Genomic DNA, 24,758 nt, shown 5'->3' with positions numbered 1-24,758 from the left:
ATTGCGGTTACTGGTCAGCGCCAGAACCGCAATATTTTTTAGTTTTAGTGAGCTAAACAGCCCCCCTGTCTAGCCCCTAAGCTCAGTACTATTTACGACGCCATGTTGTGCCTTGTGGGCCATCTTCCAACACAATACCCAGCTCATTCAATTGATCACGGGCAGAGTCGGCCAGCGCCCAATCTTTGCTGCTTCGGGCATCGTTGCGCTGCTTAATCAGCGCTTCAATTTTCGCGACTTCATCATTATCTGTCTGCGCACCACTTTGCAAAAATAGCTCTGGATCTTGTTCCAGCAAGCCCAGCACATGGGCCAGCTTCCGCAGTTCTGCTGCCAAACCATTTGCCGCAGTGATATCTTCAGTTTTTAAGCGATTCACTTCGCGGGCGATGTCAAACAGCACAGAATATGCCTCTGGTGTATTGAAATCATCGTCCATAGCCGCACGGAAACGCGCTTCGAACTCAGCCCCCCCCTTTGGAGTGGCGTTCGCGTCAGTGCCACGTAGTGCGGTATATAAGCGCTCCAGTGAAGCACGAGCCTGTTTGAGATTCTCTTCACTGTAGTTCAGTTGGCTGCGGTAGTGCCCAGACATCAGGAAATAGCGCACGGTTTCAGCATCGTAATAGGCCAGTACGTCGCGAATAGTGAAGAAGTTATTCAGCGATTTTGACATTTTTTCTTTGTCAATCATCACCATACCGGAATGCATCCAGTAATTCACATAGGGGCCATCATGGGCACAGGTAGATTGTGCAATCTCATTTTCGTGATGTGGGAACATCAAATCAGAGCCGCCACCGTGGATATCGAAATGCGCACCGAGCTGCTTACTGTTCATCGCTGAACACTCAATATGCCAGCCAGGGCGACCCGGCCCCCAAGGAGATTGCCAGCTCGGCTCGCCCGGTTTAGACATTTTCCACAGCACGAAATCCATCGGATTGCGTTTGACATCAGCCACCTCAACTCGCGCACCGGCCTGTAGCTGATCCAGATCCTGACGAGACAGCAGGCCGTAATCCGGGTCACTGTCTACGGCGAACATCACATCGCCATTTGACGCCACATAGGCGTGATCACGGGCGATTAACCGCTCGGTCATCTCGATGATTTCAGGAATATGGTGGGTCGCACGCGGCTCTAAATCAGGCCGTTGGAGATTTAATGCATCGAAGTCTTTATGCATCTCCGCCAGCATGCGCGTGGTCAACTGCTCGCAGGTTTCACTGTTTTCAATCGCACGTTTGATGATTTTATCGTCAACATCAGTGACATTGCGGACATACGTCAGCGAGTAACCTAAATAACGCAAATAACGCGCAACAACGTCGAAAGCGACAAAAGTGCGCCCATGCCCAATGTGACACAGGTCATAAATAGTGATCCCGCATACATACATACCCACTTTACCGGCATGGATAGGCTTGAATTCCTCTTTTTGGCGACTCAGTGTATTAAAAATCTTTAGCATTGGGACATTCCGTGGTTTTATTTTGCGGTACGCATCGATAAACAAGATATCATCAGATTATGCGGTAAATCGGCCCGTGATACAGCACTTTTTCGCCCCTATAAGCCGTGTTTCCAGTGCTGACTCAATCTCAGAGATATGATATAAGAGCCGTCTAAAGGGTTTCGACCCATTTGTGAATACACTTATTTACACACTAGCAGGAATATTATTATGGTCACGTTTCATACTAATCACGGCGATATCGTCGTCAATACCTTCGCGGATAAAGCGCCGGTTACCGTTGAGAACTTCCTGAACTACTGCCGTAAAGGTTTCTATGATAACACTATTTTCCACCGTGTTATTGATGGTTTCATGATTCAAGGCGGTGGTTTCGAGCCGGGCATGAATCAGAAAGAGACAGATGCTCCTATCAAGAACGAAGCCAATAACGGTCTGAAAAACACCCGTGGCACGCTGGCAATGGCACGTACCAATGATCCACACTCTGCCACTGCTCAGTTCTTTATTAATGTCGCAGATAATGACTTCCTGAACTTCCGTTCAGAGCGCCCAGATGGTTGGGGTTATTGCGTATTTGCTGAAGTGACTGAGGGTTTGGACGTGGTTGAGAAAATCAAAAACGTCGCGACAGGCCGTAGCGGTATGCATCAGGATGTGCCAAAAGAAGACGTCATTATTAAAAGCGTTACTGTAAGCGAGTAATAGCGACTTAATGAGCACGCTTTTTATTGCAGATTTGCATCTTAGCGTTCAGGAACCGGCAATTACTGCCGGTTTCCTGCATTTTATACAGCGCGATGCTATTCATGCTGATGCTTTATATATCCTTGGCGATTTATTCGAGTCTTGGATTGGCGATGATGATCCCGAGCCACTCTATCGGCAAGTCGCTAGCGCGTTAAAATCACTCCAGCAACAGGGTGTGCCCTGCTATTTTATTCACGGTAACCGCGATTTTCTGCTCGGCAAACGCTTTGCAGCTGAAAGTGGCATGACGTTACTCGCGGAAGAAGTGGTCGTTGAGCTGTATGGCCGCAGAATAGTGATTTTGCATGGTGATACTTTATGTACCGATGATGCCGATTATCAGCATTTTCGCCGCAGAGTGCACAACCCCCTGATTCAAAAACTCTTCCTATGGCTCCCGCTGCGTTTTCGCTTACGGATTGCCGCTTATATGCGCAATCAAAGCCAACAGAATAATAGCGGTAAGTCGCAACTCATCATGGATGTGAATCCCCAAGCTGTTATTGATGCATTTCAGCGCCATCAGGTCAGTTGGATGATTCATGGGCATACTCATCGCCCGGCGGTTCATCAGGTAGAGCTGCCCACAGCAACCGCACATCGGGTGGTTTTGGGGGCCTGGCATGTTGAAGGCTCGATGGTAAAAGTCACCGCCGAAAGTGTTGAGTTGATTAAATTTCCGTTTTAACCGCCCGCGGCCAATAATTGCCGCGCGATTTACCATCACCGCACCACTAAAAAAACCGCAAAATCCCACTAAAAGCCGCGACGCAACCGTTTTCCTCGTCTTTGGCTCATGATATGCTCTACGCCCTCATCGCCAGCCACGATATCGACCTTCGTTCTGGCCGACGCTTGCGCAATCACAGGAGCCTTACCCTCATGGGAGCCAACCTCGATTCGGCTTATGCAGCCGGGGTTAAAATCGCTATCGTAATGGGGTCCAAAAGTGACTGGGCCACCATGCAGTTCGCCGCCGACGTGCTCACCACGCTCAATGTACCGTTTCATGTCGAAGTGGTTTCTGCCCACAGAACCCCCGACAAACTGTTCAGTTTTGCCGAACAAGCGGACGCCAATGGCTTACATGTCATTATTGCGGGCGCGGGCGGTGCTGCTCATTTGCCGGGGATGCTGGCGGCTAAAACACTGGTGCCGGTTTTGGGTGTACCGGTGCAAAGTGCGGCCTTAAGTGGCGTCGATAGCCTCTACTCCATTGTGCAGATGCCACGCGGTATACCGGTGGGAACACTGGCTATTGGCAAAGCAGGCGCGGCGAATGCGGCACTGCTCGCGGCTCAAATATTGGCGCTGCATGACCCTGAATTAGCTGGCCGTTTGGCTCACTGGCGTCAAAACCAAACTGATGAAGTGCTAGATAATCCCGATCCGAGGGAGGAAGCATGAAGCCGGTTTGCGTATTAGGTAATGGTCAGTTAGGGCGTATGTTGCGCCAAGCTGGCGAACCACTGGGCATTGCCGTGTATCCGGTGGGTTTGGATGCCGAGCCAGAAGCGGTGCCGTATCAGCACAGTGTGATTACCGCTGAGATTGAGCGCTGGCCGGAAACGGCCTTAACCCGCGAGCTAGCCACCCATACCGCGTTTGTGAACCGCGATATTTTCCCCCGTTTAGCTGATCGCCTGACCCAAAAACAGTTACTCGATAGCCTAAATCTGGCAACAGCCCCTTGGCAGTTATTGGCCAGTGCCAGCGAATGGCCACAGGTTTTCGCCACACTGGGCGAACTCGCCATCGTGAAACGTCGGGTCGGCGGCTATGATGGCCGGGGCCAGTGGCGTTTGCGCTCGGGTGAGCAAGAGACTTTGCCCGCAGATGCTTACGGCGAGTGTATTGTCGAGCAGGGCATTAATTTCTCTGGCGAAGTGTCGCTGATTGGTGCGCGTAGCCATCAGGATAAATCTGTTTTTTACCCGCTGACTCACAATTTGCACGAAGATGGCATCTTGCGCATCAGTGTCGCACTCCCCCAGCCAGATAGCCGTTTACAGCAGCAAGCGGAAACCATGCTCTCGGCCATTATGGATGAGTTGAATTATGTCGGCGTGATGGCGATGGAGTGCTTTATCGTCGGTGACAGTTTGCTGATCAATGAGTTAGCGCCACGAGTGCATAACAGTGGTCACTGGACTCAAAATGGTGCCTCCATCAGCCAGTTTGAGCTGCATCTGCGCGCCATTTTGGACTTGCCGCTGCCCAAGCCGGTGGTGAACACCCCATCTGCAATGGTCAATCTGATTGGCACTGCCGTCAATACCCAGTGGTTGTCGCTGCCTTTGGTGCATCTGCACTGGTACGAAAAAGAGGTGCGCGAAGGGCGCAAGGTGGGTCATTTGAATTTGAATGATCCCGATAGCGCAGCATTAAGTACCGCGCTCGCCGAGCTGGCACCATTGCTGCCTGCGGAGTACCAAAACGCCCTGCGCTGGGCGCAGACGAAGCTGTAAATATTTCGCGGGCAACTCATGCTGCCCGCGAATAAAATCTACCCCTCATAGTTGCGGAACAAAGCCCTGCCCCGCAACAACCGCGCCCCCAGCCAGCCGCCACAGAGTGACAACAGCAGCGCCGCCGCCAACGGTAATAGCCACCACATGACCCAGTTAGGCTGCCATGGGAAGTCAAAGACGAGCCGCTGTAATGCCCAAAGCGCCGCTTCCGCGCCGATGGCTGCCGCCAAACCTGCCACTCCTCCTAGCAGAGCAAACTCCCACCATAAGGTGCCTCGAAGTAAGCGTTTACTCGCGCCGAGCGTGCGGTAGACCACCAATTCCTGACGACGCTGGCGCATTCCTACCTGTACCTGTGCCAATAGCAGCAAAGTGCCACAAATAATCACCAGCACCACCATCACTTCCAGCGCACGACTAACCTGTTGTAACACCTGCCCGACCTGTTTTAGCATCGCTCCGATATCCAGCAAGCTGAGGGTCGGGAACTGGCGGTTCAATTGCGTCAGCGCTTCGCCATCCCCCTGATAACGGAAACTAGTCAGCCAAGTTTGTGGCTGCTTATCCAGCGCACCCGGCGGGAAGATAAAGTAGAAATTAGGCCGCAGACTCTCCCAGTCCACCTGACGAATGCTGCTCACAATGGCCTCGAATGATTGCGTATCGCCACTGAATGTCAGCTTATCGCCGATGTTAATCCCCAGTCGATCCGCAATCCCCTTCTCCATCGACACTTCATCCGCCTTCGGTGGCCACTGACCCGCAGTTAAAATGTTGTGCGGCGGTAAATCCTGCTGCCAAGTCAGATTCAATTCACGGTTAACCGCTTCACCGCCGGGATCATCTTCATGGACCCGCTCAGTCGCCAGTTGCTGGTTAATTTCACTCAATCGCACCCGAACAATCGGGTAGAAGGTCGAAGGGGTGATCTGATGCTGCGCCAGGAATTCGGTCACTTGCGGCACCTGTTGTGGTGTCATATTCAGCAAGAAGTAGTTCGGGCTATCTGGCGGCAGCTGCTGTTGCCAGCGATCCAGCAAATCCCCGCGCAACACTAATAGCAGCGCCAACAGCATAAAAGATAAAGAAAATGCGGCCAGTTGCGTCAGTGTCATCCACGGCTGGCGTAGCAAGCGATTGATGGCTAACCGCAGTGATAAGCGGGTGACGGTCAGACGGCGCAACAACAATAAACCGCCCCAGCCAATCACGCCGAGCAGTAACGCCAACACCACCATGCCACCGAGAATGGCCCACAGCAGGGCGTTGCCGCCCATCAGTAGTGCCAACAGCCCCACCACGATCACCATCATCGCGGGAATAAAGTAACGCAGCGGCCAGACATTCGCCGACACATCGCGGCGTAAAACCCGCAGTGGCTGTGTCGCCAACAGTTGCCGATAAGGGCGAATACCCACCAGCAACGAAATCAATACCAGCGATCCCATTGACCATACCCATGGCCATAAACCCGCGGAGGGCAGTGCCGCCGGTAAAACCGGAGATAATAATCGCACCAGTATCTTCTCGAACAGCAGCCCAATCAGGCTACCACACAGCCCCGCCAGCACTAGCACTGATAGCCACTGGCCGATAATCAGCCGCCGCAGTGCATTTCGTCCGGCCCCCAAGGTTTTCAGCACCGCCACCAAATCATAGCGGCTGCGGCAATAGTGCCCCATCGCCACCGCCACGGCGGCAATCGAGAGCAGTAGCGTCAAGAGCGCCGATAACAGCAAGAATTGCTGCGCCCGTTGCAGGGATTTCCCCAATGCGCCACCGGACTCTTGCAAACCATACCAGCGCTGCTCCGGCTTCAATTGCGGGGTGAGCCAGTCGCTGAACTGCGCCACCGCCTCCGGTGAACCGGCAAACATGTAGCGATAAGTCAGGCGGCTGCCCGGCTGTATCGCGCCGGTTTTCTCCACATCGGCGAGATTAATGAGGATACGTGGCGAGGTCTGGAATGGGTTAAAGCCAGAATCCGGCTCCTGAATCACTTCGCCGACAATTTTCAGCGAGGTATCCCCCACCTCTAATATGTCGCCGACCTTCACCCCCAGCAGCGACAACAGCCGTGGTGCCACCAGTACGGTGCCCGGCTCAAGTGCCGCCCCAGCGGGCAGTGTTTCCAGTTTTCCATACAGCGGATAGGCCAAATCGGTGGCTTTGACGTCTGCCAACTGCGGGCGATCACCGGCAAACGTCATGGTCATAAAGGAGAGCTGGCGGCTGACGGTCAGCCCCTGCTCTTTCGCCTCCAGCAACCAGCCTTCAGGCACCGGATGCGCGGCACTCAGCACCCGATCCCCCGCCAGAAAATCGCGGCTCTGCTGGCTCAGCCCTTTCTCCATGCGGTCACTGATAGTGCCCAATGCCAGCACACAGGCCACCGCCAGTGTTAATGCCAGCCAGACAATTAACAGTGAAGGCGATCGCCACTCACGCCAAAACCAGCGCCAAATCATGCTTCCTCCCACAATTTACCGTCTTGCAAGCGCAGCCGACGCTGGCAACGGCCCGCCAGTTGCACATCATGGGTGACCAAAATGAGGGTGGTGTCGTAGTCGCGATTCAGGGAGAACAGCAAGTCGGCAATGCGATCACCCGTATGGCGATCAAGATTGCCGGTTGGCTCATCGGCAAATAGCACTTTAGGCCGCCCGCTGAAAGCGCGGGCCAGAGCCACCCGCTGCTGTTCGCCGCCAGAAAGTTGCGCCGGAAGATGATGCAGGCGCTTATCCAATCCCACCAGCGTTAACAGCTCAATGGCATGGGCTTTACTGTCGCGCTCGCTCTCTCCCCGCAGCAAGGCAGGGAGCTGGACGTTTTCCAGCGTATTGAGAGTCGGCACCAACATAAATGATTGAAAGACAAAGCCGACATTTTTTGCCCGCAGTTGCGCGCGCCCCTCTTCATCCATCGCCGTCAAAGAGTGGCCGAGCAGACTCACCTCGCCACTGCTGCCATCATCCAAGCCAGCCAGAATCCCCAGCAAAGTGGATTTACCTGAACCTGACTCACCAATCAGTGCAATTGTCTGAGCGGGTTTGACAACGAGCTCAACTCCGGTAAGGATGGAGAGCTGTTGCTCACCCTGACCGACGTGTTTATTAAGATGATGAACTTCAAGAACGTTTTCCGCTGGCATCTTCCCTTCCTATTGCTGTTGGGATTATTCAGTTTGCGTGCCGCCGCAACCGATACACTTTTGATTCTCGGCGACAGTTTGAGCGCCGGTTACCGCTTGCCTATTGCCGAAGCTTGGCCTTCGCGGCTGGATAAAACCTGGCAGGCGACCCCCACATTGCCGAAGGTGGTCAACGCCAGTATTAGTGGCGATACTGCCGCACAAGGTTTGGCCCGCTTGCCTGCGCTGCTCAAGCAACATCAGCCACGCTGGGTGTTGATTGAGCTGGGCGCGAATGATGGACTGCGCGGTTTTCCAACGCAGGATATTCAACGAGATCTGACACAAATTATCAATCTGGTACAGAAAGCAAAAGCCCAACCTTTATTGATGCAAATCCGCATTCCACCTAACTATGGCCGCCGCTATACTGATGCTTTCACCGCGCTGTATCCACAACTTGCCGAGCAATTCAGTATTCCGTTGGTACCTTTCTTTATGGAACACGTTGCCGTCAAGCCCGAGTGGATGCAGGATGATGGTTTACACCCTAACGCCGAGGCCCAGCCGTTTATCGCTGAATGGATGGCACAACAACTCAAGCCGTTAGTGATTAATGTACAGTAATGCGTTAGTTAACCACTTGTATAAGCAAATAGAATCACTCATTAGGTAAAGTTATGCAAAAAGCAGTATTAATTACCGGTTGTTCCAGTGGCATTGGTTTGGTCGCGGCGCAAGACTTGAAAAACCGCGGCTACCGCGTGCTGGCGGCCTGCCGTAAACCCGATGATGTGGCAAAGATGACACAGTTAGGGCTGGAAGGTATTGAGCTGGATTTGGATGACAGTGCCAGTGTTGAACGGGCGGCGGCAGAGGTTATCGCACTGACGGACGGCCGCTTGTATGGACTGTTTAATAACGGTGGTTTTGGTCTGTATGGCCCGTTGCAGACCATCTCCCGTCAGCAGTTGGAGCAGCAATTCTCCACCAATCTATTTGGGACTCACCAACTGACACAACTGTTACTGCCAGCCATGCTGCCCCATGGCGAAGGGCGCATCATTCAAACCAGCTCAGTGATGGGGCTGGTTTCTACTGCCGGGCGCGGGGCTTATGCCGCCAGTAAATATGCGCTAGAGGCGTGGTCTGACGCGCTGCGCATGGAGCTGCACGACAGCGGGATTCATGTCAGCCTGATTGAACCCGGCCCCATCAGCACCCATTTCACGCAAAATGTGAATCAGGCCGAAGCCCATAAGCCGGTGAATAATCCCGGTATCGCCAAGCGTTTTACACTGCCACCGGAAGCTATACTGCCTAAATTGCGCCACGCGCTGGAAAGCCCGCGCCCGAAATTGCGCTATCCGGTCACTTTGGTCGCCCATGCATTGACCCTACTGCGCCGCATATTGCCGGGGCGGATGTTAGATAAAGTCCTGCGGGGCAATTCTTGATAATAGTGATGAGGGTTGAAGCTACCTAACTTGCCCCCATCTACTGCTAAAACGGACGAGAGAAATAATTTATGCTAACCCCTACAACGATTGATATTACCGAAGCCAACCTACACCAGACCTTAGAACAATCCATGACGGTACCGGTGCTGTTCTACTTTTGGTCCGAACGCAGCCAGCACTGCCTGCAATTGACTCCGGTGCTGGATAAACTGGCCGCTGAATATGCCGGGCAATTTATTCTGGCGCGGGTCGATTGTGACGCGCAGCAGATGGTGGCCTCCCAGTTTGGCCTGCGCTCTATTCCGGCGGTTTATCTGTTTAAGGATGGCCAGCCAGTCGATGGCTTCCAAGGGCCACAACCAGAAGAGGTGATCCGCGAACTGCTGCAACGCGTGCTACCCAAACCCGAAGAGTTGAAAGCCGCAGAAGCCGCGCAATTGATGAGCGAAGGTAAAGTGCAGGAAGCCCTGCCGCTGCTGAAAGAAGCGTGGTCGTTGAGCGGGCAAAACAGTGAAATTGGCCTGCAACTGGCTGAAGCACAAATCCAACTGAATCGCAGTGAAGATGCCGAAGCGGTTTTGGCGACGATTCCGCTGCAAGACCGTGATACCCGCTATCAGGGGCTGATTGCTCAGATTGAGCTGTTGAAACAGGCCGCCGATACCCCGGAGATCCAACAACTACAGCAACAACTGGCAGAGCAGCCAGAGAATGTTGAGTTGGCGGTCCAATTGGCATTGCAACTGCATCAGGTCGGCCGCAATGAAGAGGCACTGGAACTGTTGCTGGGCCATCTAAAAAAAGATTTGGCCGCCGCCAATGGCACTGCGCGTAAGACATTAATGGATATTTTGGCCGCATTAGGCACCGGTGATGCACTGGCCGCCAAATATCGCCGTCAGCTTTATTCATTACTGTACTAAATTCATTGCTGTACTGAATTCATCGCGACACCGAATTCAATGCAGTACTGATCGCAAAAGTTCATCGCCGTCATTTTTGGGGCGATGACCTTATTTGCTCCTGCGCGGGGCCATCCCGCGCTGTTTTGTTCTGCTCCAGCCGCGTTTTTTCTCCTTTACACGCTTTTACCTGCCTTTAGTTAGGTATTTAGCAACCCGTCACGTAATATTAAGAAACAAAAATCATTGCTGACAGGAAGTTAAATATGTTTACAGTCATCCCTGTTCTTATCGTTGTTGCCCTGATTGTGGTCTTCTCCTCAATCAAAATCGTCCCACAAGGTTTTCAGTGGACTGTCGAGCGTTTTGGTCGTTACACCAAAACATTGATGCCCGGCCTGAATATCGTTGTGCCATTTATGGATCGTGTTGGTCGTAAAATCAATATGATGGAACAAGTCTTGGATATCCCATCCCAAGAGATCATCTCCCGCGATAACGCCAACGTGGCCATTGATGCCGTCTGCTTTATTCAGGTTATTGACCCGGTGAAAGCCGCTTATGAAGTCAGCAACTTGGAATCGGCGATCATCAACCTGACCATGACCAACTTCCGTACCGTTTTAGGCTCCATGGAGCTGGATGAAATGTTGTCCCAACGCGACAACATCAATGGTCGTCTGTTACATATCGTCGATGAAGCCACTAACCCGTGGGGCATCAAAGTGACGCGTATTGAAGTTCGTGACGTGCGTCCACCCGCTGAACTGATCTCTGCGATGAATGCGCAGATGAAAGCGGAACGTACCAAACGTGCTGATATTCTGGAAGCCGAAGGGGTTCGTCAGGCAGCTATTTTGCGAGCTGAAGGTGAGAAACAATCACAGATTCTGAAAGCTGAAGGTGAGCGTCAGTCGGCATTCTTACAGGCGGAAGCCCGTGAGCGTGGCGCTGAAGCAGAAGCTCAGGCGACTAGAATGGTTTCTGAAGCTATCGCTGCCGGTGATATCCAAGCCATTAACTACTTTGTGGCGCAGAAGTATACCGACGCACTGCAACATATCGGCTCGGCCAATAACAGCAAAGTGATCATGATGCCGCTGGAAGCCAGCAGCTTGATGGGCGCTATCGGCGGTATTGCAGAACTGATTGGTGAGAGTAAAAACAGCCGGGGTAAATAACCATGCTGGAGGAAATTGCAGCGAACCCAAGTTGGTTTTGGCTCTCTCTCGGCGGGCTATTACTGGCCGCTGAGATGCTAGGTGCCAGTGGTTATATGCTGTGGAGCGGGGTTGCTGCCGTGGTAGTGGGCGCGTTGGTCTGGCTATTTCCCTTTAGCTGGGAGATGCAAGGTGTGCTGTTTGCCGTCCTGACGGTGGTCGCGGCATTCCTGTGGTGGTATTGGCTGAGTAAACGCACCAAACCACAACCGGCCATGCTTAACCAACGTACCCATCAATTGTTGGGGACACGGGCAACACTGACGGAACCCACCATTGATGGCTTTGGCCGTATGCGGGTGGGCGACAGCAGTTGGCGTATTTACAGCGCCATCGATTTGACTGCCGGTGCCGAAGTTGAAGTGATATTAGTGGAAGGCAACACCTTGCATGTGCGAGAAGTTCGTCACTGATATCGGTTAGCCATTGCTATTCCGTCACAATTTTAATCACAGTCTCAGGCGTATTTATCTGAATACGCCTTTCCACCCTGATGTCAGCCAACCCTATCCTCTGTTATCACCCCACTTTCTGCTTATCATTCGCGTGGCAACATCCCGCCAGATTATTGATAATCGGGCAATCAGCCCCATCATCTCCCGGACACTCCTCCGCTAAAGCCAACAACCGCAAGCGCATCTGATTAAGATCATTAATATGTTGCTCGATTTCCGCTACTTTTAGCAAGGTCGCGGCTTTCACATCCGCACTGTGTCGGGCTGGATTATGGAACAGCGCCAGCAACTCGCGACACTCATCCAGTGTAAAGCCCACCTGCCGCGCCTGCCGCAACAGTGTTAACTCTTCAATATGCTTAGCGCTGTAGCTGCGATAGCCGTTATCAGTGCGGATGGGAGGGGTCACCAGTTTTTTTTCTTCGTAAAAACGGATGGCTTTGCTGGTCAAACCCGTTTTTTTGGCGACATCACTAATGTTCATATTTCCCCCTTGACCTTACCCTTGCTGGAAGGTTTAACCTCCATAATTAGTGAGAATGGCGCAGTCAGTCAAGCGGAATAAAAGCTGTACAGTTCAAGGTTAGGGTTCAGTCCATTATTGCGAAGAGCGCGATAGGCGACTGGGAATACCGACTAGACTTATGCCGACGAGATTAACGGATAGGTTGCTACTCGATAAGGAGTTAATTATGTTGCAAACCACAGTGCTGGCCTTAAATGGGCTCTCCTGTATGAATTGTGCCAAACGCGTGAAAACCGCATTAGAGAGCCGCGAAGATGTTCATCATGCAGAAGTGAATGTTCACTACGCCAAAGTGACCGGTGAAGCCGAGACCAAAGCGCTGATTGATGCTGTCCAACAAGCGGGTTATCAAGCACAAGAAGCTCAAGAGCCGGATGTCGAGTTGCAGCTCTCCGGTTTAAGTTGCGGGCATTGTACCGAAACGACGCGCAAAGCACTGGAAGCGGTTCCCGGTGTGATTGCCGCAGAAGTCACCCTCGATAGTGCCAAAGTCTACGGCAAGGTTGATGCGCAAACACTGATTGAGGCGGTAGAACAGGCGGGCTATCACGCCACACTGCAAGGGGCGCAATCCCCAAAAACTGAGCCGCTGACTCACTCAGCCCCATCTCAGCCGGAATATCAGGCAGCGGCCTCGTCAACAATTCCGGCGGTAACAAAAACGACTCCAACAGGAAAAAAAACCATTCCTGCGGTAACAACCATTCCGGCAGCAAATGATACGAACGAGACAGAGATAACTCAGGCCCCCCCCGCGACAGAGAGCGATAGCGTTCAGTTATTGCTCAACGGGATGAGCTGCGCCAGTTGCGTATCCAAAGTACAACATGCGCTGGAGAGTGTGGATGGCGTCGAGGTCGCTCGGGTCAATCTGGCGGAGCGCAGCGCCTTGGTGACCGGCAATCCGAGTCATGACGCCCTGATCGCGGCAGTCAAAAATGCCGGTTATGGCGCGGAGATCATTGAGGACGAAGCAGAGCGGCGCGAGCGCCAGCAGCAGATGTCGCAAGCCAGCATGAAGCGCTTCCAGTGGCAAGCGGCACTGGGTCTGTTATTAGGTATCCCATTGATGGGCTGGGGGTTATTTGGCGGCAGCATGACTCTGACCCCAGAAACCCAGACGCCGTGGCTGATTGTTGGGGTCATCACCCTGCTGGTGATGATCTTGGCTGGCGGCCATTTCTATCGTAATGCCTGGGTTAGCCTGAAAAATGGCAGTGCCACAATGGACACCTTAGTGGCGTTAGGCACGGGGGCGGCGTGGTTGTACTCCATCACGGTGAATATCTGGCCAGATGTTTTCCCGATGGAAGCCCGCCACCTCTATTATGAAGCCAGCGCCATGATTATCGGGTTAATTAACCTCGGTCATGCCATGGAGCAACGGGCCAGACAGCGCTCATCCAATGCGTTAGAGCGGTTGCTGGATCTCGCGCCCCCCACCGCACGGCTAGTGACGGATGAGGGTGAGAAAGTGATCCCGCTTGCGGATGTCCAACTGGGCATGACCTTGCGCCTGACCACCGGTGACCGTGTGCCGGTTGATGGTGAGATAGTGCAAGGGGAGGTGTGGATGGATGAAGCCATGCTGACCGGTGAACCTATTCCGCAGCAGAAATCAGCCGGTGATGTGGTACACGCCGGGACTCAAGTACAGGATGGCTCAGTGCTGTTTCGTGCCAATGCGATCGGCAGCCAAACCACCTTGGCGCGCATTATCAAGCTGGTGCGGCAGGCCCAAAGCAGCAAGCCGGAAATCGGTAAGTTGGCGGATAGGATCTCGGCGGTCTTTGTGCCGACGGTAGTCGCGATTGCCGTGTTCTCCGGACTGATCTGGTTCTTCTTCGGCCCGCAACCACAATTGGTCTACACCTTGGTGGTCGCCACCACCGTGTTGATCATCGCCTGCCCTTGCGCACTCGGGCTGGCAACACCGATGTCGATTATCTCCGGCGTGGGCCGCGCCGCCGAGTTTGGTGTCTTGGTACGTGATGCCGATGCATTGCAGCAAGCCAGCAACCTCGACACTTTGGTGTTCGACAAAACTGGCACTCTGACCGAAGGGCATCCACAGGTGGTGGCTATCCACACCTTCAATGGCGTGAGCGAACAGCAAGCGCTGGCGTGGGCCGCCGCACTGGAAACTGGCTCTAATCATCCGCTGGCCCGCGCTATTTTGCAGCGCGCCGAGGGAGTAACACTGGCGAGCGTCAACCAGTTCCGCACCTTGCGCGGCTTGGGGGTCAGTGGTGAAGTAGACGGCGTTCCGCTGTTATTGGGTAACAATCGCCTGCTGGAAGAGCAACAGATTGATACCCACGAGTTGCAATCACTGATGCAGCAACAAGCTGAAAGTGGTGCGACTCCGGTTATCTTGACCGCGAATGGGAGTCCGGCCGCACTGCTCTCTATTCGCGACCCGCTGCGCAGTGATAGTGTCAGCGCCCTGCAACGGCTGCATAAGCTGGGATACAACTTGGTGATGTTAACCGGAGACAACCCGATTACCGCCAATGCTATCGCCAAGGAAGCCGGGATTGATGAGGTCATCGCTGGCGTCCTGCCCGAAGGTAAAGCGGATGCTATCAAGCAGTTACAAGCGGCAGGACATAAAGTGGCCATGATCGGTGACGGCATCAATGATGCCCCCGCACTGGCGCAAGCCGATGTGGGGATTGCCATGGGGGGTGGCAGTGATATCGCGATTGAAACCGCCGCCATTACCCTGATGCGCCATAGCTTGCATGGGGTGGCGGATGCCGTGGAGTTGTCCAAAGCCACCTTGCGGAATATGAAACAGAACCTGCTGGGCGCATTTATCTATAACGTGCTGGGCATTCCTATTGCGGCGGGTATCCTGTTCCCATTCACCGGAACACTGCTCAGCCCAGTTGTCGCGGGCGCGGCTATGGCGTTGTCATCCATCACCGTGGTCAGTAACGCCAACCGTTTACTGCGCTATAAGCCCAAGCAGTAATCCCTCAACGATACCCAAAGTCATTGGCGTCGCAGCTAATCCCCTGCGGCTTCAAGGACGAAGAGCGCGCACAACACTTTCTTGTGCGCGCTTTAGCGTTTAGCATAGAGGAAATGCTAATAAGGGAACGACATGGGCCAATTGTTACGCCGCATTGCCACACTCCTCGGGATGACCACGCCTGCTACTTACCCCTATCCCGCGCTGGATATCAGCTTACCCGGTGAGCGCCACTTTCATATGGTCGGCAGTATCCATATGGGAACCGATGGTATGTTCCCCCTCCCCCATGAATTGCTGAATAAATTGAATCAGGCTGATGCACTGATTGTCGAAGCGGATATCACCGAATCCAGCCCCTCTTTGGGTCAGGATACGCTGGCTGAACCCTTGGTCGATCGCTTGTCCGAGGAGCACTATCAGCAGTTGTTACAGCGCTGCGAAGAGCTGGACAATGATCCGCTGTCGATGGCATTTTTGCCCGCATGGCAGGTGGCATTGATGCTTCAAGCTCGTCAGGCACAACGGCTGGGATTACGGGGCGAATATGGCATCGATTATCAATTGTTGAAAGCCGCCGCCGCGCAGGAGAAAAAGATTATTGAGCTGGAGGGCGCACAGATGCAGATTGATCTACTGGAGACTCTACCGGATAACGGCATGTCTTTGCTGCTGGATACCCTGACTCATTGGCACACCAATGCCCGCCTGCTGCAAACCATGATTGGCTGGTGGCTCGAACACCATCCGACCACTGATCTGACGACGCTGGCCCCCACCTTTAGCCAAAACCTCTATGACGTGCTGATGATTCAGCGCAACAAACGTTGGCAACACCTGCTGGAACAGTTACCGTCAGGACGCTATGTGGTGGCGGTGGGTGCGTTGCATTTATACGGCGAGGGAAATCTACCTGAGCTATTAAAACCAACTATCAGTCATCAACAATAGCCGTAAAAAAATGGCCGATATCGCTATCGGCCAGTCAAAGAGGAATTTTCATTATTTTAGTTATTAAGCGCTCTCACTCCTTGCGGAGTGTCTGAGCAGCAAGCATAGGTTAGCAACCTGATGATGAGATTAGCAACTGACATTCATCATACTCACGCAACTAAAAATCATGATGCTGATTTTATTAGGTTAATTATTTCCCCTGCTGCAATAATTACGTGTAGGATAACTCACCTGAATAAATTTTCATTTTTAGCTGGACGTTTATTATGACACCCGCCGTCATTTTACTGGAAAAACAAAAAGTTCCTTTCACCTTGCACCCCTACCACCACGATGCAACAGAAACCCACTTTGGTGATGAAGCCGTTAAAAAACTGGGGCTAAATGCAGACCAGGTTTATAAAACACTGCTGGTTGCACTCAATGGTGACGCAAAAAATCTGGCGGTGGCCGTCACGCCAGTGGCAACTCAGCTTGATCTGAAGAAAGTCGCACGCGCCTTCGGAGCCAAAAAGGCAGAAATGGCTGACCCCCAATTAGCACAGCGGATCACCGGCTATCTAGTCGGCGGCATCAGCCCATTGGGGCAGAAAAAGCGCTTACCGACAGTGATTGATTGCCCCGCACAAGATTATGCCACTATTTTTGTTTCCGGCGGGAAACGGGGGTTGGATATTGAATTGGCCGCAACCGATTTATGCCGATTACTGCAAGGCACCTTTGCCGATATCGCAAAGCGGGATTGATTCATCTATTGAATTAAAAACTCTGCGGCGCACGGCCTATATCGCACACAATAAGAGAGAATTGCATTCGCAATTATTTTCTTATTTATTATGTGACATATACTTATATTTAATATTATTTTCTCACTCTGAATTTAGGGTAAATGCAACTCATAAAATAATAAATTTAATAATGATAAGAGCGATAAGTAAAACTCCACAGCAGTGAGTATAGCCTTTACTTACCATAAAATTTTAGCTTAATAATCAACAACAAGTTCGGATATAACATGTGTATACAGAAAACAATAAGTTAATTATTTAAAAATAAGCCCGCCAATCCTATAAACATATATTATGATTAAGTTCTATTAAGCAATTTAATGTTCGAAGAGGTCAATCGGGCATTGACATAGAATCTGGGACAGGCCCCAAAGCGGTTCCAAATATCGGATCTTCTTCTTTTTGAGACTTAACTGTTTTTTTCCGCTTTTTGATACCGCTTAGCGTATGTTTTCATACCATTCTATAACTGAGTTATGGAGGTTTTATGAAAAAGCTAATTTTCGTTCTTGCATTAATGCTGTCTTCATTTTGTACTTTTGGTCAAGATAAGGCTCCAACGAATCCCAATGGTTTGTCATCGATAGCAACAACAGTTGAGGTAATAAAGAAAAATTGCGATGCTCAGTTCCCATCACCTTCAGAAGATGATCCTGATGCTTGGTGCTGTGAGTTATGTTGCAATCCTGCATGTGCAGGTTGTTAGACATAAGAGTCATCATTAATCTTTTACTGTGCATGGTAAAAATCCCGTACGTCAGGGGGCCTGTCCCAGATTCTATTTAAGAAATGTATTCACGGAAAATTTTAATGGCTATATTCTTTTATATAATAAAAACATTATTCGTTATTCGCCCACAGAAGCGCTGTGGGCGAATAGAATGGGATTAATCCAAACGGAGTACAGAAGCACTCCATCCCGACGAATAACAACTACTTATAAACAATCTCGCCTTTCGGCTGATACTGGCTGGCATCCAGCGGAGAGTGCTTTTCAATATACTGTTTCAGCACTTCTGCGTCGATAAAACCGGTATTGACATAACCCGGCAGGGTATCAATCTTCGGATAGCCATCCCCGCCTAACGCATTGAAATTCAAGGTCGCCAGACGATAAGTTTTATTCGGATCTAATGGTTTACCCTGTATTTTCACCTCGCTGACACCATTGCCATCAGCAATCAGACTCACATTGGCAAACTGCGCATAAGCCCCTGAATCGACTTTTTTATTGGCTACCACCGCCAGATATTTCTCAACTTCGCTGCCCTTCATATCCGCGTAAACCAGCGTATTACCAAATGGCTGAACCTTGAGCACATCTTTATAGGTGATATCACCCGCGTCGATAGAGTCACGAACACCGCCGCCACTCATCACGGCAAAGTCAGCTCCCGCTCGTTCCATTTGCGCAGCCAATAACACACGCGCCAGATTGGTCTGCTCGAAACGAACTTTGCTGCGGTCGCCCTCAAGTTTGCCATTCACGCTGCCCACTTTGACATCCAGTTGCGCCTTGCCCTGCTCTTCAAAGGGGGTCAGCAGTTTCAGCATTGACGGATCTTCGGCAATCTCTTGCGTATAAAAGACCCGCTCACTGGTGCCATCGGCTTTCTCGACTTTTTTCTTTAAATTGATCGGGATTAACTGATAACTCACCAACTTCAACTCGCCGTTGCGGAATTTGAAATCCGCCCGGCCGACATATTTACCCCACTCATGGGCCTGAACAATCCAAGTCCCATTCTGCCGATCCGGTGCACAAGGGGTGCCCGGCACATAATCGGCTTGCTTATGGTTCTCGCTGGCCATACAGACAGGGTCCTGTGAGTGACCACCCACTATCATATCCAAATAGCCTGCCGGTAAGCTGCGGGCCATTTCGACATCACCCGGTGCATTAGATCCATGCTTGCCATCATCGTAATGCCCCATATGGGTCGCCGCGATAATGATGTCAGGCTTCTCGGTTTTCCGCAGTTGCTCAACCACTTGTTTCGCTTCTGCCGCTGGCTGCCGGAATTCAATATCGGTAAAATACTCAGGATTACCGATTTTAGCGGTATCGTCAGTGGTTAACCCTAGCACCGCAATTTTCACCCCCTGTTTATCAAACAGGGCATAAGGCTTAAAGAGCCGCTGTTGCGTGCTTTTCTGGTAGATATTGGCGGACAAGAGTGGGAAGGTCGCCCACTTTTCCTGCTGACGCAGCACACTCAGCGGATTATCAAACTCATGGTTGCCGATAGCCATCGCGTCATATCCGACCAAATTCATACCACGAAAGTCAGGCTCTGCATCTTGTAAATCGGACTCCGGAACACCAGTATTAATATCACCACCGGAGAGCAGTAACAGGCTCCCACCTTCTGCGGCAACTTGTTTGCGAATGCTATCTACCAGCGTTTTTTGTGCCGCCAGACCATACTCGCCGTGATCGTTTTGCCAGAAGTGTCCATGGTGATCATTGGTATGCAGTATGGTGATATCGTAAGTTTTATCTTTTTCCCAGGCAGCCGCCCATCCCGGTGCAAACGCCAGCGACACAGCCAAGGCACATGCTGTGGTCGATAATGAAAAACGCATGGCAAATCTCCATATTGTCGTTAAAGCCAGCTCGATAAGTGCCAACTTAATCAGTGAAAATGGTGTAATGCATAGCAATAGCACGATAAATCAATGCCATACTGTGACACGCCTCGTATTGCTATGAGGTAACGCACTGATACATTTCAGAACTTTGGAATATATATCAAATTATGTCAGTTGTAGTAAAAATCATTCGATCTGCATAGTATGTATTCATTACCAACGTACTATTAACAGTGAAATTTATTAGGCGAATACTCACTATGACCGATCGTTCTGATACCGCACTTCCCCCAGCCGCCAATGCATCAGTAAAACGGACATCCTTCTCAATTCTGGGGGCGATTAGCGTATCTCACTTGCTCAACGATATGATCCAGTCGTTGATTCTGGCGATTTATCCTCTATTACAAGCCGAATTTTCACTGAGTTTTGCGCAAATAGGGCTAATCACACTGACTTATCAGCTGACGGCTTCAATGTTACAGCCGCTGATTGGCCTGTATACCGACAAGCACCCGCAACCCTACTCCCTGCCGATTGGTATGGGATTCACCTTGTCGGGTATCTTACTGCTCGCCGTGGCAACCACTTTCCCCGTGGTATTACTGGCCGCCGCGCTGGTGGGGACGGGTTCGTCGGTGTTCCATCCAGAATCATCACGAGTCGCCCGCATGGCATCTGGTGGCCGTCATGGCATGGCTCAATCCGTGTTTCAGGTCGGGGGCAACTTCGGTAGCGCGCTCGGGCCGTTACTGGCCGCCATCCTGATTGCCCCTTATGGTAAAGGTAATGTCGGCTGGTTTTCACTCGCGGCATTACTCGCTATTGTCGTGCTATTGCAAGTTAGTAAGTGGTACCAGCAGCAACAAAGGGCCACTCATGGGAAAGCCATAAAAATCTCATCGGCAAAAATGCTGCCCAAAAAGACTGTTATTAAGACGTTAGCTATCTTGATGGTGCTGATATTCTCTAAATACTTCTATTTGACCAGTATCAGTAGCTATTACACCTTCTATTTGATGCATAAGTTCGGCGTTTCGGTACAAAATGCGCAAATACATTTATTTGTGTTCTTATTTGCCGTGGCGGCTGGCACCATTATTGGCGGCCCTCTTGGGGACAGAATAGGACGAAAATATGTTATTTGGGGGTCTATATTAGGTGTTGCACCATTTACCCTCATTTTACCCTACGCTTCCTTGTACTGGATGGGTATTTTAACCGTGATCATTGGTGTCATCCTTGCATCGGCCTTCTCTGCGATACTGGTCTACGCGCAGGAGCTAATACCGGGAAAAGTGGGGATGGTATCCGGCCTATTCTTCGGTTTTGCTTTCGGTATGGGGGGTTTAGGTGCGGCTGTACTAGGGTATGTTGCTGATTTGACCAGTATTGAATTGGTTTATCAAATATGTGCATTCTTACCTTTACTCGGGATATTCACTGCCTTACTGCCCAATATAGAAGATAAGTAATAGTAATAACCCTATAATCCCGACTGAGATGTCTATTTCAGTCGGGAGATCTGCCTGTGTAGTCGTGACAAAAAAAGCAAATCCCTCACAAACAACCACTTCAAACAATTTCCATGCCAAAGCTAACTTTTATCGATAAAAAATGAATTTTTATCGCGCATTGATCGCATAAATGCAATAAACTGATGTTATTGCTGTGATTGAGCGCAGCCAACACACCTGCGACTTGAAAGATGACGGGAATAATTAGAAGGAGTCTGGATGCACCACTCAACACCCTTAATTACCACGATCGTCGGAGGCTTAGTTCTCGCCTTCCTCTTAGGCACACTGGCTCATCGCCTGCGCATCTCACCCTTGGTGGGATACCTTGCTGCAGGGGTGCTCGCCGGGCCATTCACGCCAGGTTTTGTCGCTGATACCTCATTAGCACCCGAACTGGCTGAGATCGGTGTTATTTTGTTGATGTTTGGTGTCGGACTTCACTTCTCGCTCAAAGACCTCCTCGCCGTAAAATCAATCGCCATCCCCGGAGCCGTGGCTCAAATAGCCGTCGCCACTCTGCTAGGGATGGGGTTATCGCATTTATTGGGCTGGGATTTGATGACAGGTTTTGTCTTCGGTCTGTGTCTGTCAACCGCCAGTACCGTGGTATTACTGCGGGCATTGGAAGAGCGGCAACTGATTGATAGCCAGCGGGGGCAAATTGCCATTGGTTGGCTGATTGTCGAAGATTTAGCCATGGTACTGACATTGGTGTTATTACCCGCTTTTGCCGGTGTCATGGGCAACGAAACCACCAGTTTGAGCCAACTCTTCACCGAATTAGCCATTACCATTGGTAAAGTGATCGCATTCATTACATTGATGATTGTTGTTGGCCGCCGATTGGTGCCATGGATACTGGCAAAAACCGCCAGCACGGGCTCGCGGGAGCTGTTTACACTGGCCGTTCTGGTTTTGGCACTCGGCATTGCCTACGGGGCTGTAGGGCTGTTTGATGTCTCCTTCGCTCTCGGCGCGTTCTTCGCCGGAATGGTATTGAATGAATCAGAGCTTAGCCACCGTGCGGCGCAAGATACCTTACCGCTACGCGACGCCTTCGCGGTGCTGTTCTTCGTGTCAGTGGGTATGCTGTTCGATCCGATGATCTTGCTACATGAGCCCCTCGCTGTGCTGGCGTCATTAGCGATCATCATCTTCGGTAAGTCAGTCATCGCTTTCGCGTTAGTGCGGCTGTTTGGTCACTCGAAGCGCACCGCACTCACCATCTCTGTGAGCTTGGCACAAATCGGGGAGTTCGCCTTTATTCTGGCGGGGCTGGGGATCTCACTGGGCTTAATGTCTGAGCATGGTCGTAATTTAGTTCTGGCAGGGGCGATTCTGTCCATTATGCTCAACCCATTACTTTTCACCCTGCTGGATCGTTATTTAGCCAAGAACGAAACCATGGAAGATCTCATTCTGGAAGAGGCGGTCGAAGAGGAAAAACAGATCCCTGTCGACCTGTGCAACCATGCATTATTGGTGGGTTATGGTCGGGTCGGGAGCTTATTAGGGGCAAAACTTCATGCCGAAGGCATCCCACTAGTCGTTATTGAGAATTCCCGCCCAAGAGTAGAAGCTCTGCGCGAACAAGGTATTAATGCGGTATTAGGCAATGCTGCAAGCGCCGATATTATGTCGCTGGCGCGTCTGGATTGTGCCCGCTGGTTATTACTGACCATTCCCAATGGTTACGAAGCCGGTGAAATTGTTGCATCAGCCAGAATTAAACGGCCCGATCTTGAGATCATTGCCCGCGCCCATTATGACGATGAAGTAGTTTATATCTCAGACCGGGGTGCCAATCAGGTTGTTATGGGCGAACGTGAAATTGCCAACAGTATGCTGAATATGCTGAAAATAGACACGCTTACAGAAGAGGATAAGCGCCCTGTCTGCCCAATTTAAGCTCTATTTCTGTCATTCATTACTCTATATAAACAAACAGGGCCAGCATATTTGCCGGCCCTGTTTGTTTATATCCGATGTTCTATATCCAATAGATTTCAAGGTGCAGGAAGGCGGCAAGCAAGAGAGTCCCGATGAGCTTACATCGGTAAGTGATTCGGGTGACAAATCTGCCGGGAGCAGATTTGAACGCTGCTTGCAGCGGCCTCATAGAGGCGAGGCTCAGGGATGGGCTGAGTAACGAGAGTAGCCAACACACCTGCAGTTTGAAAGATGATGGATATATTATCGTTCCCAGTACGACTCTTCCAAACTATCTTCCCGCTCAGGCAAACCACGCGTTAAACGCGGTGAGTGCTGATTCAATACCTGATAACTGACCCTATTGGCATATTTGCACACTTGGGCCAATGAAGAGTAACTCAGATAGCTACGGACATGTTTGCTGGAGTTAGGCACATTATTACGATGATAGCCATTGGCGGCGATATCATGCAGTACAGCGGATAGTGCGCCATCCCCTGCCCCATTGGTATTCATTATTTTCTCAGGCCCGCCCATATAAGGTGCGATGTGAGAATAAATACGGAATGGATGATCACAATACTCTTTGCGCATCGCCCTGCTAAATTCATACAAATTAAACTCTGCAATCGCCCCAGGCAATAACGGATGCTGAGTCTGACGCTTGTTCGCCTCCTCGGTATAACCCGCCATATAAAGCCCATTAGGACCTGCGGTACACAGCACTAAATCGACCCAGTTCAGTGCCATATCTGAGGCCATCAATGGATCATTCAGTCCCGTCAGCTCATAAGCCTCATCTTCATTCATCGCTAATATAGAGACATGATCATTAAGGAAATCACGCCACCACTGCGGATTATCTGCAATAACATACTTAGTGCCTAGCGTCATCACCACCGGAACATTATGTTTCTTCGCATAACTGATTGCCTGCATAGTGGCTTCTGGCATCGGCTCACCCGGTTTACAGCGCACCAGATAAGCTGTCAAAACTAAAGCCGATGCCCCTGCAATCACCTCTTCAGGAATACTCTCAGGGCGTAGTTGATTCATTTGACCGGGACTGATCGCGAATGTCCGCTCACCATTATCGGTAATCAAGGTAAAGCAGCGGCCAATCGCCCCATCGACGGCCTGCAAATAATTCAGGTCAGTCCGACTAGAGGTATTACACAAATAACGATAGGCATAGCTACCAATTTTGATATTGCTGCACATCGTCCCCAACAGAATGGAACGATCATCGGCTAACACTGAATAGTTGTGCAACGTATTACCAATGGTGCCACCCGCAAATTCATGAGTAATTAGCCCATTGAGTGTGAGTTCCTGATAAAGGCGCTCAGCCACATCATCCTCAATGACTAAAGAGTGCCCCTGGCTAAGCCCATAACGTGTAATAAAGCCCTCATCGACCTTCGCTTCAATATCAACCAGCGTCTGATCAATGCCCACGATATAAGAGGTACTCACTTCATTTTCAGCCTGCGCCGGTTGCAATAATGGATCACGGGCATTAACAGGGAAATAGTGTTTAGACTTGCGCTTACCGGGAAATTTCATTGTGGTGATTCTAGGAGTATAGAAATGAGAAAACGGAA

General features: G+C 51.0%; 21 protein-coding genes. 15 read left to right on the top strand and 6 right to left on the bottom strand.

Annotated features, from left to right (window positions below; translation table 11 throughout):
* Positions 1–88 precede the first annotated feature (88 nt).
* Positions 89–1,474, bottom strand: coding sequence for a cysteine--tRNA ligase (gene cysS / locus HRD69_RS11130; protein ID WP_004873350.1), 1,386 nt, complete (start codon positions 1,472–1,474; stop codon positions 89–91).
* A gap of 213 nt (positions 1,475–1,687) precedes the next feature.
* Here cysS and ppiB point away from each other — a divergent pair, with 213 nt between their 5' ends.
* From ppiB to purK, 4 genes are all read left to right on the top strand, one after another.
* The gene (ppiB, locus tag HRD69_RS11125; RefSeq protein ID WP_004873351.1) at positions 1,688–2,182 is read left to right on the top strand and encodes a peptidylprolyl isomerase B; all 495 of its coding nucleotides are present in this window, start codon (positions 1,688–1,690) and stop codon (positions 2,180–2,182) included.
* A 10-nt stretch (positions 2,183–2,192) separates the two neighbouring features.
* A complete protein-coding gene (locus tag HRD69_RS11120) occupies positions 2,193–2,915 on the top strand; it encodes a UDP-2,3-diacylglucosamine diphosphatase (protein ID WP_004873352.1) in 723 nt (240 codons plus the stop codon).
* A gap of 194 nt (positions 2,916–3,109) precedes the next feature.
* Positions 3,110–3,634: a 5-(carboxyamino)imidazole ribonucleotide mutase gene (gene purE, locus HRD69_RS11115; protein WP_004873353.1), complete on the top strand. Its 525-nt coding sequence runs from the start codon at positions 3,110–3,112 to the stop codon at positions 3,632–3,634.
* Positions 3,631–4,695, top strand: coding sequence for a 5-(carboxyamino)imidazole ribonucleotide synthase (gene purK, locus HRD69_RS11110; protein ID WP_032812936.1), 1,065 nt, complete (start codon positions 3,631–3,633; stop codon positions 4,693–4,695). Before purE ends, purK begins: the two co-directional genes overlap by 4 nt.
* Positions 4,696–4,733: 38 nt before the next feature.
* On the opposite strand, the gene ybbP is transcribed toward purK, so the two are convergent.
* Positions 4,734–7,166, bottom strand: a complete 2,433-nt coding sequence (gene ybbP / locus HRD69_RS11105; protein WP_032812939.1) for a putative ABC transporter permease subunit YbbP — start codon at positions 7,164–7,166, stop codon at positions 4,734–4,736.
* Positions 7,163–7,849: a putative ABC transporter ATP-binding protein YbbA gene (gene ybbA, locus HRD69_RS11100; protein ID WP_004873356.1), complete on the bottom strand. Its 687-nt coding sequence runs from the start codon at positions 7,847–7,849 to the stop codon at positions 7,163–7,165. Before ybbA ends, ybbP begins: the two co-directional genes overlap by 4 nt.
* On the opposite strand from ybbA, the gene tesA reads away from it, so the two are divergent.
* The 5 genes from tesA (at position 7,820) to HRD69_RS11075 (ending at position 11,823) form a co-directional block, all read left to right on the top strand.
* Positions 7,820–8,455 carry a multifunctional acyl-CoA thioesterase I/protease I/lysophospholipase L1 gene (tesA, locus tag HRD69_RS11095; protein WP_032813011.1) on the top strand — a complete coding sequence of 212 codons (636 nt, stop codon included), beginning with the start codon at positions 7,820–7,822 and terminating at the stop codon, positions 8,453–8,455. The genes ybbA and tesA overlap by 30 nt on opposite strands.
* Positions 8,456–8,508: 53 nt before the next feature.
* On the top strand, positions 8,509–9,285 hold the full coding sequence (locus HRD69_RS11090) for an SDR family oxidoreductase (RefSeq protein ID WP_004873358.1): 777 nt from the start codon (positions 8,509–8,511) through the stop codon (positions 9,283–9,285).
* Between the two features lie 71 nt (positions 9,286–9,356).
* Positions 9,357–10,211 carry a co-chaperone YbbN gene (locus HRD69_RS11085; RefSeq protein ID WP_004873359.1) on the top strand — a complete coding sequence of 285 codons (855 nt, stop codon included), beginning with the start codon at positions 9,357–9,359 and terminating at the stop codon, positions 10,209–10,211.
* Between the two features lie 245 nt (positions 10,212–10,456).
* The gene (locus tag HRD69_RS11080) at positions 10,457–11,371 is read left to right on the top strand and encodes an SPFH domain-containing protein (protein WP_004704953.1); all 915 of its coding nucleotides are present in this window, start codon (positions 10,457–10,459) and stop codon (positions 11,369–11,371) included.
* Between the two features lie 2 nt (positions 11,372–11,373).
* Positions 11,374–11,823, top strand: coding sequence for an NfeD family protein (locus HRD69_RS11075; RefSeq protein WP_004873360.1), 450 nt, complete (start codon positions 11,374–11,376; stop codon positions 11,821–11,823).
* A 106-nt stretch (positions 11,824–11,929) separates the two neighbouring features.
* Here the strand turns inward: HRD69_RS11075 and cueR are convergent, their stop codons facing one another.
* Positions 11,930–12,349, bottom strand: coding sequence for a Cu(I)-responsive transcriptional regulator (cueR, locus tag HRD69_RS11070; protein WP_004873361.1), 420 nt, complete (start codon positions 12,347–12,349; stop codon positions 11,930–11,932).
* A gap of 208 nt (positions 12,350–12,557) precedes the next feature.
* Here cueR and copA point away from each other — a divergent pair, with 208 nt between their 5' ends.
* From copA to HRD69_RS11050, 4 genes are all read left to right on the top strand, one after another.
* Entirely contained in the window at positions 12,558–15,368 is a 2,811-nt protein-coding gene (copA, locus tag HRD69_RS11065) for a copper-exporting P-type ATPase CopA (RefSeq protein WP_172984614.1), read from the top strand.
* Positions 15,369–15,500: 132 nt separating this feature from the next.
* Positions 15,501–16,319 carry a TraB/GumN family protein gene (locus tag HRD69_RS11060; RefSeq protein WP_004873364.1) on the top strand — a complete coding sequence of 273 codons (819 nt, stop codon included), beginning with the start codon at positions 15,501–15,503 and terminating at the stop codon, positions 16,317–16,319.
* A gap of 269 nt (positions 16,320–16,588) precedes the next feature.
* A complete protein-coding gene (gene ybaK / locus HRD69_RS11055) occupies positions 16,589–17,068 on the top strand; it encodes a Cys-tRNA(Pro)/Cys-tRNA(Cys) deacylase YbaK (RefSeq protein ID WP_004873365.1) in 480 nt (159 codons plus the stop codon).
* A gap of 529 nt (positions 17,069–17,597) precedes the next feature.
* The gene (locus HRD69_RS11050; protein ID WP_071984799.1) at positions 17,598–17,816 is read left to right on the top strand and encodes an ST-I family heat-stable enterotoxin; all 219 of its coding nucleotides are present in this window, start codon (positions 17,598–17,600) and stop codon (positions 17,814–17,816) included.
* A gap of 227 nt (positions 17,817–18,043) precedes the next feature.
* Here HRD69_RS11050 and ushA read toward each other — a convergent pair whose 3' ends face one another.
* The gene (gene ushA / locus HRD69_RS11045) at positions 18,044–19,696 is read right to left on the bottom strand and encodes a bifunctional UDP-sugar hydrolase/5'-nucleotidase UshA (RefSeq protein ID WP_032812942.1); all 1,653 of its coding nucleotides are present in this window, start codon (positions 19,694–19,696) and stop codon (positions 18,044–18,046) included.
* A 266-nt stretch (positions 19,697–19,962) separates the two neighbouring features.
* Between ushA and rosA the strand changes: the two genes are divergently transcribed.
* Both rosA and ybaL read left to right on the top strand, forming a co-directional pair.
* A complete protein-coding gene (rosA, locus tag HRD69_RS11040) occupies positions 19,963–21,177 on the top strand; it encodes an MFS transporter RosA (RefSeq protein WP_004873368.1) in 1,215 nt (404 codons plus the stop codon).
* Between the two features lie 261 nt (positions 21,178–21,438).
* On the top strand, positions 21,439–23,130 hold the full coding sequence (gene ybaL / locus HRD69_RS11035; protein WP_004873370.1) for a YbaL family putative K(+) efflux transporter: 1,692 nt from the start codon (positions 21,439–21,441) through the stop codon (positions 23,128–23,130).
* Positions 23,131–23,415: 285 nt separating this feature from the next.
* Here ybaL and HRD69_RS11030 read toward each other — a convergent pair whose 3' ends face one another.
* Positions 23,416–24,720, bottom strand: coding sequence for an inosine/guanosine kinase (locus HRD69_RS11030; RefSeq protein ID WP_004873371.1), 1,305 nt, complete (start codon positions 24,718–24,720; stop codon positions 23,416–23,418).
* Positions 24,721–24,758: the final 38 nt, after the last annotated feature.

This window comes from Yersinia mollaretii ATCC 43969, assembly GCF_013282725.1.
Classification (GTDB): Bacteria; Pseudomonadota; Gammaproteobacteria; order Enterobacterales; family Enterobacteriaceae; genus Yersinia; species Yersinia mollaretii.
This window is presented reverse-complemented; position numbering and strand designations above follow the sequence as displayed.